This is a genomic window from Streptomyces sp. NPDC001728, assembly GCF_040297565.1.
Lineage (GTDB): Bacteria > Actinomycetota > Actinomycetes > Streptomycetales > Streptomycetaceae > Streptomyces.
Genome location: NZ_JBEOZK010000016.1, coordinates 34259 through 48038, shown reverse-complemented (window position 1 = coordinate 48038; position 13780 = coordinate 34259). Strand labels below are relative to the sequence as shown.

Sequence of the window (13780 nt, the reverse complement as noted above, 5' to 3'; positions counted from 1 at the left end):
AGGCCGGCCACTCCCAGGCCGCCGCCCAGCACGGGGAACACCGCGTACCACGGGGTCGTCCAGGCGCCGGCGGCGTCCCCGGCGTAGCCCGCGGCCAGCGCGAGGGCGGTGAGGCCGACGAGCAGCCGACCGGGGCGGAACTCATGAAGCAGCACGGGTGACCTCCACCTGTCCGATGCCGACCTCCAGCGAGAGGCCCAGGGTGCCCGCCGGAGTGGTCCCGGCAGGCGGTTGGATCGTGCGGGTCACATCGCGGCGGGGCGCGATGTCGATGTCGTTGGGGGGCTCGCCGGGGAGCTGCAGATCCCCGAGTCCCACCTGGGCATGCAGCTTCACCACCGCGTCCTTCGGGACGATCACCTTCAGCTGCCCCGCGCCCACCCCGGCCGAGGCCGAGACGGTCACTCCCGCCGGGAGCGGGAGCCCCGACAGATCGAGCGTGCCGACGCCGGTGCCGACCGCGTAGTGGGGCTGCACGGCGGTGACCGTCGTCGGGCTCCAGGTGTCACGCACCCAGTCCGTGCCGATCTCGGCCGGCAGCGCCGTGGCCAGGGCGAGCAGGCCCGCCGTGATCACGGTGTGGAAGATCGTGCCGAACCCTGTCCGGCCGAGGAAGCTGCTGACGACCAGGCCGAGGCCGAACACCGCGAGGGCGGCTGCCAGGCCGGTCTGCAGACTCGTGCCGAGCGGCTCGGTCTCCCAGGTCGTCGCGGTGCCGACGACCGCCGCGACCATGGCGAGCAGATAGACGAGACCACCGATGGACAGCGGACTCCGTCGCACCGAGGGCTCCGGACGCCCGGGAGGCGCGGGGGCGGTCCCCCACTGGCTGCCGGGCTTCGGCACCTCGCCGTTCACCCGGCCGTCCTCGTCCAGGACGCCGTGCGGCCCCCAGAGGTAGCCGATGGCCACCTTGCCCGTCGACCCGTCCTTGACTATCGGGTCCTTCCACCAGGAAGGGAACTCGACCAGCGGCGGGGCCTTCGTCTCGGGCGGCGCCTCGGAGACCGCGAGCGCGGCGGCAGCCGACTCCACCCGGCCTTCGGGCTCCACCGCCCCGGCCTGCCGGTGCCGGGACCACACCGCCGCCGCGCTCACCACGAACGACAAGAGGAGGGCGGAGCCCAGCATCGATCCGCTGTGCAGCATCGAGAGGAAGATCCCGCAGCCCACCAGCGCCATCAGCAGCGCGGCCAGCGAAGCCCCGGAGACCCGGCCGGTCAGCAGTCTGCGCCCTTCGTTCTCCTCCTCGCCCGCGAGCGGGATCAGGAGCCAGGCGAAGCCGTAGAAGATCAGTCCGAGCCCGCCCGGCACCGCCAGCACACCGAGCGCGACCCGGAAGATCACCGGGTCGAGGTCGAAGTACCGGCCGAGACCGCCGCAGACACCGCCCACGACCTTGCTGCCGCGCGAGCGCCGCAGGGGCGGGGCGGATTCGGCCTCCGCCGGCGGCGGGGCCTCGTGCTGCGAAGGCATCGAACTCGTCATGCCTCCATGGTGACCGCCCGTGACGTCCAGCGGCACCGGGGTCGACCCTGGCCCGACCCTGATATTCGGAGGGCCGTTCTCCCCGAGGCGGTACCAGGGACGATCTCAGGGCCGACCCTGATGTCCCGGGCGGGCCGAACGTGTGACGATCGGTGCATGTCCGCAGCCGCTCGTGTCACCGACACCGACGAACCGCCCGTGCGCAAGCTCTACCGGAGCGCCGACGGGCGGTGGCTCGGCGGTGTCGCACGCGGCCTCGCCGGGCACCTGGGTCTGCCGGTCGTCTGGGTACGGGTGGCGTTCCTGGTCCTCTCCTTCATGGACGGCCTCGGTGTCCTGGTCTACGCGGCCTTCTGGATCGTCGTCCCGCTCGGCGTGGGCGGCCGGGCCGCTCCGCGACCCGTCTTCGAGGTCACTCCGGACGGCCGGCGCAGACTGCGCAAGCCCGACCGGGGGCAGGTCTTCGCCCTCATAGCGCTCGCGATAGGCGGCGCGGTCCTCATCGGGAACATCAACGTCGACAACGAGTCCGGGCGGTACGTCTGGCCCGTCATCCTCATCGGCGCCGGTCTCGCCGTGGTCTGGCGCCAGTCGGACAACGCCCGGCGGGCCAGCTGGTCCGAGGGCGGGCGCCACAGCCGGGCCTTCCATCTCGCGCGGGGGCTCGTCGGTGTCGCCCTGGTCGGCACGGGCCTCGCCGTCTTCGTGGTGGTCCGGGGGTCGGTCGCCCAGCTCGGCACGGCCCTCACCGCCGGCGTCGCGGTCCTCACGGGCATAGCCCTCCTCGCCGGCCCCTGGCTGGTGCGGATGTCCCAGGACCTCACCGAGGAGCGGACCATGCGCATCCGCGCCCAGGAGCGTGCCGAGGTCGCGGCCCACGTCCACGACTCGGTGCTGCACACCCTCACCCTGATCCAGCGCAACGCCGAGGACGCGGCCGAGGTGCGCCGCCTCGCCCGCGCCCAGGAGCGGGAGCTGCGGAACTGGCTCTACAAGCCCGAGGGCACCGGCAAGGACAAGGACGAGGAACCCGAGACGGTCGCCGAGGCGGTGAAGAGAGCCGCCGCCGAGGTCGAGGACAAGCACGGAGTCCCGCTGGAGGTCGTCGTCGTGGGCGACTGCCCGCTCGACGACGGACTGGTCGCGCAGATGCAGGCCGCGCGCGAGGCGATGGTCAACGCCGCCAAGTACGGTGGCGAGGGCGGGGCCGTTCAGGTGTTCGCCGAGGTGGAGGGCCGCACGGTCTTCGTCTCGGTGCGGGACCGGGGGCCGGGTTTCGACCTGGACGCGGTGCCCGAGGACAGGATGGGCGTACGAGAATCGATCATCGGCCGGATGCAGCGCAACGGCGGCTCGGCCCGGCTGCGGTCCGTGCCGGGCGGGGGCACCGAAGTGGAGCTTGAGATGGAGAGGGCGGACGGATGAGCGACGAGACCGGGGCAGTGACCGGAGCTGCGGGGGCGGCGGGCACGGGCCGCCGGGTGCGGGTGGTGCTCGTCGACGACCACCGGATGTTCCGCACCGGCGTGCAGGCGGAGATCGGCCGGACCGAGGTGACCGGCGTCGAGGTGGTCGGTGAGGCCGCCGACGTCGACCAGGCGGTCACCGTCATCACGGCGACCCGCCCCGAGGTCGTGCTGCTCGACGTTCACCTGCCCGGCGGTGGCGGGGTCGAGGTGCTGCGCCGCTGCGCGAGCCTGATGGGCGCGGCGGAGGACCCGGTCCGCTTCCTGGCGCTTTCGGTGTCGGACGCGGCGGAGGACGTGATCGGGGTGATCCGGGGCGGTGCCCGTGGCTATGTCACGAAGACCATCACCGGCACCGACCTGGTCGACTCGATCTTCCGGGTCCAGGAGGGCGACGCCGTGTTCTCGCCCCGGCTCGCCGGCTTCGTCCTGGACGCCTTCGCTTCGACGGACGCGCCGCCGGTGGACGAGGACATGGACCGGCTCACCCAGCGGGAGCGGGAGGTGCTGCGGCTGATCGCCCGGGGGTACGCGTACAAGGAGATCGCCAAGCAGCTCTACATCTCGGTGAAGACGGTCGAGTCGCACGTCTCGGCGGTACTGCGGAAGCTCCAGCTCTCCAACCGCCACGAACTGACCCGCTGGGCCACCGCCCGCCGCCTGGTCTGAGCCCCGCCACCCGGCCTCGACCCCGACCGGCCGTCGACCGGGGTCAGACGTCGACCGTGACCGACGTCGACCGGCGCCCGGTCCGGGACCGGGACGGGCGCGTCACGCGACCCGGGTCGCTCCGGCGAAGGGCATCTCGTCGATGGGCGCGATGCGGACCGGCGCGCCCGGGCGGGGGGCATGGATCATCTGGCCGCCGCCGATGTAGAGGCCGACGTGGCTGATGCCGGAGTAGAAGAAGATCAGATCACCGGGGGCGAGCTGGGACCGGGAGACGCGTTGGCCGGCGTTGATCTGGGTGTACGTGGTACGCGGCAGGGAGACACCCGCGGCGTGCCAGGCCGCCTGGGTGAGGCCCGAGCAGTCGTAGGCCGAGGGGCCGGTCGCGCCCCAGACGTACGGCTTGCCGAGCTGGGCGCGGGCGAAGAAGACGGCCTGGGCGGCCCGGCCGTCGGGGGCGGTCACGGGGCCTCGGTCGCCGCCCGAGGAGCGGTCGGCCCGCATGAGGCCGGAGCCGGCGGTGGTGGCCGTACCGCCGGAGGTGCCGTTCCCCGCGGAGGTGGCGGTGCCGTCGCGGCCCGCGGTGGCGGCCTCGTAGCGGGCGCGTTCCTCCGCGGTCAGCCGGGCGAGCAGGGTGCGGGCCTCGGCCAGCTTGCCGAGGACGGCCGCCTTCTGGCGGCGGAGCTCCGCTTCGTTGCGGCGGAGTGAGGTGAGGTGCCCCGCGGACTCGCCGCGGAGCTGCCGGATCGCGCCGAGTTCGCGCCGTACGGCGGTGACGGCGGCGGCCTGCCGGGCACCGGCCTTCTCGGCGAGGGCGGCGCGCTCCAGGTACTCGTCGGGGTCCGAGGTGAGGGCCAGCTGCACGGCGGGGTCGAGGCCGCCGGTGCGGTACTGGGCGGCGGCCATGGCGCCGAGCCCGTCGCGTGCCGTGTTGAGGCGCTGGGTCCTGCGGGCGGCCTCGTCGCGCAGCCGATCGAAGGCGGCGCGCGCCTCGTCGGCCTTCTCCTTCGCACCGTTGTACCGCTCGGTGGCGGCCTCGGCCTCCTCGTAGAGCCGGTCGACCTTCGCCTTGACCTGGGCGGTGGTGGGCCGGGGGTCCGCGTGTCCGGAGCCCTCGAAGAGGGTCGTGGTCGCCGCGGAGGCGAGGGCGAGGGTGGCGGCGGTGCGGACGGCCTGGCGGCCGAACGGGGACTGCCTGGGTTTTCGGTGCGCTGCCACGAGGGCGGTCACATCCTCGGGTCGAGGGGCAGGGTCCGCCGGGTCCGGCGGCGGGCCGTCACAGGGGAGACGGCCCGCCGCCGGGTCTTTCGGCGGGGGTGACCGACAACCGCCGGATCGTCGGCGGTGGTGGGGAGCCGGCCACCTGGTGCAGGACGCTAAACCTGGGGTCACGTCGGGACGGTGGGTTGATCGCTATTGGCGCCAGTTGATGTGCCGAGGACCGAACTCTTTCGCCCGGAGTGAGGGTCCGGGGACATTTCGTAGGGCCGCACGACCGAGAAGCGGGAGTGGGTGGACCCGGCCGGAGGGTGGTGATAGGGCCCCGTTAGGCTCCGACCCATGGACGTACTCATCAATGTCTTCGTCGCCCTGCACATCATCGGAATCGCCTCCCTCCTCGGCGGCTTCCTCACCCAGATGAAGGCGATGGGCGCCGGTACGGCCCGCTTCAGCCCCTCGATGCTGCACGGCGCGCTGACCATGCTGGTCACGGGCGTCGCCCTCGTCGGCCTCAACCAGGCGGACGACCAGACCGTGAACAACCTCAAGGTCGGGATCAAGCTGCTGATCCTCGTGGTCGTCCTCGGCCTCGTCTACGTCAAGCGGGACGAGGAGAAGGTCGACAAGGGCCTCTTCGCCGCCGTCGGCGGTCTGACCATGGCGAACATCTTCATCGCGACCCTCTGGGTGTGAGCGCTTCCACAGCGCGGGTCCCGAAGGCGGGCCCGGATGTCGGTGGGGCGTCCTAGACTCGTGAGGCGATGAGCAGCCTCTTTGACGACAGCTTCCTGGCCGGCCTCCAGAACCACTCCTCGGAGGAGCCCCCGCCCCAGTCCGAGGACGACGAGCACGGCTCCCCGGCCGTGGAGGACGTCCCGCACGACCTCTTCGGGGAGCACTTCGACGTGCCCCCGCCCGCCCGGGACGCGTACTACCGCGACGGTGCCCACCGGCCCGTCGTGGACCCCGCCGCGCTCCTGGACGGGCTGAACGAACAGCAGCGCGCCGCCGTCGTCCACACCGACACCCCGCTGCTCATCGTGGCCGGCGCCGGCTCCGGGAAGACCCGGGTGCTCACCCACCGCATCGCCCACCTCCTGGGCACGCGCCATGTGCACCCCGGCCAGATACTCGCGATCACCTTCACCAACAAGGCCGCCGGCGAGATGAAGGAACGCGTCGAGCAGCTCGTCGGGCCGCGGGCCAACGCGATGTGGGTGATGACCTTCCACAGCGCGTGCGTCCGCATCCTGCGCCGCGAGTCGAAGAGGCTCGGCTTCACCTCCTCCTTCTCGATCTACGACGCCGCCGACTCCAAGCGGCTGATGTCCCTGGTCTGCCGTGACCTGGACCTCGACCCGAAGAAGTTCCCGCCGAAGTCGTTCAGCGCCAAGATCTCGAACCTCAAGAACGAGCTGATCGACGAGGAGACCTTCGCCGACCAGGCCGTCGACGGTTTCGAGAAGACGCTCGCCGAGGCGTACCGGATGTACCAGGCGCGGCTGCGCGAGGCCAACGCCCTGGACTTCGACGACATCATCATGACGACGGTCCATCTGCTCCAGGCGTTCCCCGACGTGGCCGAGCACTACCGCCGGCGCTTCCGGCACGTGCTCGTCGACGAGTACCAGGACACCAACCACGCCCAGTACACCCTGGTGCGGGAGCTCGTCGGCACCGGTTACGAGGACCTCGGCCCGGCCGAGCTGTGCGTCGTCGGTGACGCCGACCAGTCGATCTACGCCTTCCGCGGCGCGACCATCCGCAACATCCTCCAGTTCGAGGAGGACTACCCGGACGCGACGACGATCCTCCTGGAGCAGAACTACCGCTCCACGCAGACGATCCTCTCCGCCGCCAACGCCGTCATCGAGCGCAACGAGTCCCGCCGCCCCAAGAACCTCTGGACCAACGCGGGCGCGGGCGCGCAGATCACGGGTTACGTCGCGGACACCGAGCACGACGAGGCGCAGTTCGTCGCCGACGAGATCGACCGGCTCACGGACGCGGGCGAGGCCAAGGCCGGGGACGTCGCCGTCTTCTACCGGACCAACGCCCAGTCGCGTGTCTTCGAGGAGATCTTCATCCGCGTCGGACTGCCGTACAAGGTCGTCGGCGGTGTGCGCTTCTACGAGCGCAAGGAGGTCAGGGACGTCCTCGCGTACCTGCGCGTCCTCGCCAACCCCGAGGACAACGTGCCGCTGCGCCGCATCCTCAATGTCCCCAAGCGGGGCATCGGCGAGCGCGCCGAGGCCATGATCGACGCCCTGTCGCTGCGCGAGAAGATCACCTTCCCGCAGGCCCTCAAGCGGGTCGACGAGGCGTACGGCATGGCCGCGCGCTCGGCGAACGCCGTGAAGCGGTTCAACGCGCTCATGGACGAGCTGCGCACCGTCGTCGAGTCCGGCGCCGGCCCCGCCGTCGTCCTGGAAGCCGTTCTGGAGCGGACGGGCTATCTGGCCGAGCTCCAGGCCTCGACGGACCCGCAGGACGAGACCCGGATCGAGAACCTCCAGGAACTCGCGGCCGTCGCGCTGGAGTTCGAGCAGGAGCGCGGCGAGGAGCCCGCGACGCTCGCCGAGTTCCTGGAGAAGGTCGCGCTCGTCGCGGACTCCGACCAGATCCCGGACGAGGACGAGGAGGGCCGGGGCGTCATCACGCTGATGACGCTGCACACCGCCAAGGGCCTCGAATTCCCGGTGGTGTTCCTGACGGGCATGGAGGACGGCGTGTTCCCGCACATGCGCGCCCTCGGCCAGGCGAAGGAGCTGGAGGAGGAGCGGCGCCTCGCGTACGTGGGCATCACGCGCGCGCGTGAGCGGCTCTACCTCACGCGCTCGTCGATGCGCAGCGCCTGGGGCCAGCCCTCGTACAACCCGGCCTCGCGGTTCCTGGAGGAGATCCCGCCCGCGTACCTGGAGTGGAAGCGGACCGGTTCGATGGCGAAGCCCGCCGGGCCGACCTCGGGGATCACCTCCTCGCTCTCCTCCGCGCGTTCGCGCTCCGGCCCCTCGGGGTTCGCCACCCGGCGCGCCGGGGAGAAGCCGGTGATCTCGCTCCAGGTCGGCGACCGGGTCACCCACGACCAGTTCGGCCTCGGCACGGTCATGGTGGTGACCGGCGTGGGCGCGGACGCCCAGGCGACGATCGACTTCGGCGACGAGAAGCCGAAGCGGCTGCTGCTGCGGTACGCGCCGGTCGAGAAGCTGTAGCGGCGGGGGAGGCCTCCTCGTCCGAGTGGCGGGTGAAGCCTCCCCGTCCGAGCGGCTGGGGAAGCCTCCCCCTCCTCGCGGGCGGGGAGGTCTCCCCGGACCGTGACGAACGACAGGAGCGGGCCCCGGCTTTCGGCCGGGGCCCGCTCCTGTGCGTACGGGCGAGGTGGGGTCAGCGGGTCGGGTCGAGGCCGTGGCTGCGCAGCCACGGCAGCGGGTCGATCGCGGAGCCGCCGCCCGGCCGGACCTCGAAGTGGAGGTGCGGGCCGGTGGAGTTGCCGGAGTCGCCGGAGTACGCGATGACGTCGCCGGCCTTCACATGACCGGAGCGGATCTTGGCGCTGCTGAGGTGGCAGTACCAGGTCTCGGTGCCGTCCGGGGCGGTCACGATCACCATGTTGCCGTAGGCGCCGTTCAGCTGGGTGCGGACGGTGCCGTCCGTCGCGGCCATCACGGGCGTGCCGGTGAAGACGGGGAAGTCGATGCCGGTGTGCACGGACATCCAGTTGACGCCCGCCTGGCCGAAGCGCGCGCTGAGCCGGTGGAGCTGGACCGGCAGCACGTACTTGGGACGCAGCGCCTCCTTGCGGGCCGCCTCCTCCTCGCGCTTCTTCTTGTCGGCCGCCTGGCGCTGCCGGAGGTCGATGCGCTCCTGGGTGCGGCTGGCGCGGTCGCCGAAGTCGCGGGCGTCGGCGCTGAGGGCGGCGAGCTGGGTGTCGAGCGCGTTGTTGGCGGCGACCTGCTTGACCGAGGCCGGGTCGGCGGCGGCGAGCGCGGTGGTGTCCTTCTGGACGCCGTCGGTGCCGGGGCCGGTGATGCCGCCGACGGACGCGGCGGCGATGCCGGCGACGCCCATGACGCAGGCGGAGGGGACGGCGACGGTCAGCAGCGCGGAACGCTTGGCGGGGGTACGGCGACGGCCGCGGCTGCCGCCGGAGGGGCGGCGTACGGGGCGCCCGCCGAGGGGGGCGTCTGTGCGGACCTCGGCGGCGGGCCGGTCGTCCGGGTCCGCGGCGGCCTCGAAGTCGGTGTCGTCGGCGTCGGGCTCGAAGTCGGCTTCGGCGGTGGCGTGGTCGGCGTCGAAGCCGGACTCCTCGTCGAGGTCCGGGTGGTCCTCGGCCGCGGCCGTCTCCGCCTCGGGCTCGTACGCGAAGGCGAACTCCGCGGTGTGCTCGGGCCCCGGGTTGTACTGCTGCGGGACGACCGGCTCGGCCTCCGGGGCCGCCTGGTTCCACGCGGTCGCGTCGTAGGCGCCGGTGTCGGCGGCGAAGGCGGGGGCGGCCCACTGGCCGGTGGCGTCGTAGGCCTCGTAGCCGTATGTGCCCTGGGCGGCGTAGGCGCCGGAGTGGACGGTCTCGTACTGGCCGGTCTGCTGGGCCTCGGTCCAGGCGGACGCGTCCCACTGGCCGGTGGTGTCGTACGAGGCGGCGGAGTCGTACTGCGGGGCGGCGGCGTACTGGCCGGTCATCGTCCCGTAGGTGCCCGTGGTGGCGTACGAGCCGGTCGTGTCGTACGAGCCCGTGGTGTCGTAGGCGCCGGTGGTGTTCCACTGACCCGTGGTGTCCCACTGGCCGGTCGTGTCGTGCTGCTGCTGCCCGTACTGCGCGGTGGCGTACTGGGCGGGGTCGTACTGCGTGGTGTCGTACTGACCTGTGGTGGTGTCGTACTGCCCTGCCGTGCCGTACGTGCCGGTGGCGTCGTACGGGCCGAGGTCCCATTGGCCGCTGTGGTCGGCGGTGCCGTCGGGATAGGAGCCGTGGAACGGGTCGGCTCCGTAGCCGCCGGTGGTGTGGGCGCCGTCTCCGGCGTACCCGGCGTGGGGGTGCTGGTCGTTCACCAACGTCTCTCTCGCCTCGGCAGCAGGACCAGTCCGGGGCGGGCCCGACGAGGGGTGTCCCGGGGGTAAGCAGTGGCGCGACTGTACCCGGCGGTATGCGCAGCCGACAATCTTCGGAAGGGTTCGCAGCCGCAGGAAACGGGCAATCGGCCGTGTTTCGCCAGCTCACGGAGCGAGCTTTGGCCTTGTGTTCGAGGAACGTTCGAAGAACGGTCTCCGCGTGTCAGGCGACGGCTCCGGCGCCCGGCTCCGCTTCCCGCGCCCCCACGGCCTCCGTCCCGCCGTCCGTGTCGAGGGCCTCCCGGATCCCGGCGGACACCGTCGGGTGCACGGGCAGCGCGAGATGGCCGATCCCGCTGACCCGGACGTTGTGCGCGAGCAGATCCGGATGGTCGAGACGGGCCGTCTCCACCGGCACCATCACCTGGTCGAGATCGCTCCAGAAACTCACGAAACGGGTCCGGCAGCCCGGCGCCGGACCCGCCAGCTCCCGCAGCACCTCGGAACCCGGCCGCATCTGCCGCACCAGCGGATGCGCGTCGGCGAGCCGGGCCACCGTGGTGCCGGAATGCGGGGTGCCCAGCATGACCAGGGTGCCCACCCGGGCGTCACCGCCCAGGCGCTGTACGTAATAGCGGGCGATGAGCCCGCCCAGGCTGTGCCCGACGATGTCGACCTCGGCGTGTCCCGTACGGGCGCGGATCTCCTCCACCCGGCGGCCGAGCAGCTCCGCGGCGGCCCGCAGGTCACAGGTGAGCGGTGAGTAGTTGAACGACTCGACGCGGTCACGGCCGTTACGGAGGAGGGAACGGCGCAGGAGAACGAAGACCGAACGGTTGTCCACGAAACCGTGCAGCAGGATCACCGGGCGCCGGCCCGGGGAGATCGAAGCCGGGGGAACGGTGGGGGAGAGGCGCTCGGCCACGATCCCGGAGGGGTAGAGGACGAGGTGTCCGGTGAGGATCGCGAGCTCAAGGGCGGTGGCCTTCATCAGGGCGGTGACCTGCGTGAACTCCATAGCCGGGCCTCCCGAACGGCAAGCGGGGCCGAACGGTACTCCGGTACGCCGCGCCCCCGTGCCGCACGGACGGCGGCACGGAGGCACGGCGACCACCTCTCGGCTCCCTTCGCGCCTCGCCCCGCTTGCGGCTGGTGGGCCCAGGAGGAGGGCCCGAAAGCGGGGTGATGCGCAGAGCGAACATGTCCCACGTGTGATTTCCCCCTCGGTCGCCACCGCGAAACGGCCGGTTGCGGGATGCTGGCGATAACGTTCGTTCACCTCCCCGGCAATCAGGCGCGGGGGTCGCATGTGGAGGCAGTGATGGGTGTGACCGGTCCGATCCGCGTGGTGGTGGCCAAGCCGGGTCTCGACGGCCACGATCGCGGGGCCAAGGTGATCGCGCGGGCACTCCGCGACGCCGGTATGGAGGTCATCTACACCGGCCTCCACCAGACGCCGGAGCAGATCGTCGACACCGCGATCCAGGAGGACGCCGACGCGATCGGCCTCTCGATCCTCTCGGGCGCGCACAACACGCTGTTCGCCAAGGTCCTGGAGCTCCTCAAGGACCGTGACGCGGAGGACATCAAGGTCTTCGGCGGCGGCATCATCCCGGAGGCGGACATCGCGCCGCTGAAGGAGAAGGGCGTGGCGGAGATCTTCACGCCCGGCGCCACGACCGCGTCCATCGTCGACTGGGTGAACGCGAACGTCCGCGTCGCCGCGTAACCCTTCGGGGAGCCGGCGCGCCGCTTCGGGAACCGCTTTCGGGGCCCTCCCCCTCGGGGAGGGCCTTCCGCGTGTCCGGTCCGGGTCTACGGGGTGCCCGGAGCGCCCGGGCCCGGTGCCGGTCCCGCGAGCTCGGCTCTCATCGCCGCGCGCAGCCGGAGCGTCGAGACCAGCCGCTGGAACGCCTCGGACCAGTAGCCGCCCGCGCCCGGAGAGGCGTCCCCCGCCTCGTCCGGCCGGGCCGTCAGGGACTCCAGGTGCCGAGCCGCCTCCGGGGCGAGGCAGCGCTCGGCGAGACCCATCACGCCGCTGAAGCTCCAGGGGTAGCTGCCCGCGTCCCGCGCGATGTCGAGCGCGTCGACCACCGCGCCGCCGAGCGGCTCCGCCCACGGCACCTCGCACACGCCGAGCAGCTGGAACGCCTCCGACAGACCGTGCGCGGCGACGAACGAGGCGACCCAGCACGCCCGTTCCTCCGGGGGCAGCGTCGACAGGAGCTGGGCCCGCTCCGCGAGCGACGACGTGCCGGGGCCCGTCGCGGGCGGGTCCGACGGCGCACCGAGCAGCGCGCGCGACCAGGCCGGGTCCCGCTGCCGTACGGCCGCCCGGCACCAGGCCGCGTGCAGCTCGGCCTGCCAGTCGTCACCCACCGGCAGCGCCACGATCTCCTCCGGGCCGCGCCCCCCGAACCGGGGCGGCCAGCAGGACAGCGGAGCCGCCTCGACGAGCTGGCCCAGCCACCAGGAGCGCTCGCCACGCCCCGCCGGGGGCGTCGCCACCAGACCGTCCCGCTCCATGGCCGTATCGCATTCGTGCGGGGCCTCGACCGTGACCGTCGGCGTCTCGGCGGTCCGGTCGAGACCGACGCACGTGACGGCACGGCCCGCCATCCGGCCGGCGAGGGCCGAGGCCGGCAGGGCGGACAGCAGCTCGGCCGCGGTGGCCCGGACGTTGCGGCTGCGGTCGCCCAGGGCTGCCTCAAGGAATTCCTCGTCCCCGTCGGAGAGTCCGCCCCGCAGCGAGTCCAGGAACATCAGCCGGTCCTCCGCCCGCTCGGCGGACCAGGTGGACGCGAGCAGGGCGAGCCCGGCGGCCGGGTCCTCGGTGCGTACGGCGCCGAGCAGGGCGACCCGCTCGGCGAACAGGCCCTCGTCCCACAGGGTGCGTACGCCCTCCGGGTCGCGGGGGTCCGGGAGCGCGCCGCCCGCCCCCGCGCCCCGCAGCGCGAACCGCCACTCGGGGTTGAGCCGGGCCAGCCACAGACCGCGCGGCCCGGCCAGCCGGAGGGCCTGAGGGCGCAGATCGGTGCGGGCGCGGGCCGCGTCGAGAAGGGCGGGCAGGGAGGCGGCCGGTGCCTTGTATCCGTGCCGGTTGGCGAGTACCAGCCACTGGGGGAGTAGTTCGGCGAGGTCGGGAGCGGCCCCGCGCCGTCCGGCCGGGGAGGGCGCGGCCCGGCCGGCGAGCAACTGGTCGAGCCGTCGCCTCGCCGCCTCGGGCAGCGTCCCGCGCGGGTCCTCGGGCGCCGGCTGCGGCGGCGGCGCGGCGGGCCCGGGGCGCAGGCCCGCCCTGCGCCGTACGGTGTGCAGCGCGGCGGCGTCGAGCAGGGCCCCCGGCAGCTCGCCGCCGGACAATCCGGCGAGCCCGGGCACTCCGGCGGGGGTACGCCGGTCCGTGCCGAGCAGCGCGGAGGTGACGAGCTCCTCCCAGAGGGCGTCCTCGGCTGGGGAGCCGACTTGGGTGGGGCGGTCGTCGTTCGAGCCATGGCTGCCGTTCGCTCCCTGGCCGCCGTCCGTGCCACGACTGGCGTTCGCTCCCTGGCCGCCGTCCGTGCCACGACTGGCGTTCTCTCTCTGGCCGTCGTCCGGCCCACGGCGGTCGTGCGCGTCACCGCTGCCGTCCGCGCCACGGCCGACGTCCTCGCTCGCCTCGGCGGCGGCGGTGAGAACAGTGCCGTCGGGGGTCGTCGTGTCCGTCTCCATCGCGGTCGTCTCCATCGAGGTCCTCCGGTCGGTCGGCGGGCGGTGGTCGTTGCTCATGGAGGTCGAGGGGGTCGATTGGGGCGCCCGAGGTGGACGGGTCGCCTGAGGTGAGTGGGTTGCCTGGGGCGAGTAGGTCGTCAGAGGCGGGTGGATTACCTGGGCCGAGTGGGTCGCCTGAG

Annotated in this window: 10 protein-coding genes; 5 read left to right on the top strand and 5 right to left on the bottom strand. The window is 72.8% G+C overall.

Translation table 11 applies throughout. The features are described 5' to 3' along the window. Positions 1–141: 141 nt before the first annotated feature. Entirely contained in the window at positions 142–1488 is a 1347-nt protein-coding gene (locus ABT154_RS22995) for a PspC domain-containing protein (RefSeq protein ID WP_351858707.1), read from the bottom strand. A gap of 156 nt (positions 1489–1644) precedes the next feature. Between ABT154_RS22995 and ABT154_RS22990 the strand changes: the two genes are divergently transcribed. Both ABT154_RS22990 and ABT154_RS22985 read left to right on the top strand, forming a co-directional pair. After that, positions 1645–2913 (top strand): PspC domain-containing protein, encoded by a 1269-nt coding sequence (locus ABT154_RS22990; RefSeq protein WP_351858706.1) that lies wholly within the window; start codon positions 1645–1647, stop codon positions 2911–2913. After that, positions 2910–3623 (top strand): LuxR C-terminal-related transcriptional regulator, encoded by a 714-nt coding sequence (locus ABT154_RS22985; protein WP_351858705.1) that lies wholly within the window; start codon positions 2910–2912, stop codon positions 3621–3623. The genes ABT154_RS22990 and ABT154_RS22985 overlap by 4 nt, the downstream gene beginning before the upstream one ends. A 102-nt stretch (positions 3624–3725) precedes the next feature. On the opposite strand, the gene ABT154_RS22980 is transcribed toward ABT154_RS22985, so the two are convergent. After that, positions 3726–4841, bottom strand: coding sequence for a C40 family peptidase (locus tag ABT154_RS22980; RefSeq protein WP_351858704.1), 1116 nt, complete (start codon positions 4839–4841; stop codon positions 3726–3728). A 342-nt stretch (positions 4842–5183) separates the two neighbouring features. On the opposite strand from ABT154_RS22980, the gene ABT154_RS22975 reads away from it, so the two are divergent. After that, positions 5184–5537: a hypothetical protein gene (locus ABT154_RS22975; protein ID WP_351858703.1), complete on the top strand. Its 354-nt coding sequence runs from the start codon at positions 5184–5186 to the stop codon at positions 5535–5537. 68 nt (positions 5538–5605) lie between these two features. Then, a complete protein-coding gene (pcrA, locus tag ABT154_RS22970; protein WP_351858702.1) occupies positions 5606–8056 on the top strand; it encodes a DNA helicase PcrA in 2451 nt (816 codons plus the stop codon). Between the two features lie 172 nt (positions 8057–8228). Here pcrA and ABT154_RS22965 read toward each other — a convergent pair whose 3' ends face one another. After that, positions 8229–9893, bottom strand: coding sequence for a M23 family metallopeptidase (locus ABT154_RS22965; RefSeq protein WP_351858701.1), 1665 nt, complete (start codon positions 9891–9893; stop codon positions 8229–8231). Positions 9894–10116: 223 nt separating this feature from the next. Beyond that, a complete protein-coding gene (locus ABT154_RS22960; protein WP_351858700.1) occupies positions 10117–10911 on the bottom strand; it encodes an esterase/lipase family protein in 795 nt (264 codons plus the stop codon). A 303-nt stretch (positions 10912–11214) separates the two neighbouring features. Here ABT154_RS22960 and icmB point away from each other — a divergent pair, with 303 nt between their 5' ends. After that, positions 11215–11622 carry a coenzyme B12-dependent isobutyryl CoA mutase small subunit gene (icmB, locus tag ABT154_RS22955; RefSeq protein ID WP_056552186.1) on the top strand — a complete coding sequence of 136 codons (408 nt, stop codon included), beginning with the start codon at positions 11215–11217 and terminating at the stop codon, positions 11620–11622. 86 nt (positions 11623–11708) lie between these two features. Here icmB and ABT154_RS22950 read toward each other — a convergent pair whose 3' ends face one another. After that, positions 11709–13658, bottom strand: a complete 1950-nt coding sequence (locus tag ABT154_RS22950) for a DUF5691 domain-containing protein (RefSeq protein WP_351858699.1) — start codon at positions 13656–13658, stop codon at positions 11709–11711. Between the last annotated feature and the right edge of the window lie 122 nt (positions 13659–13780).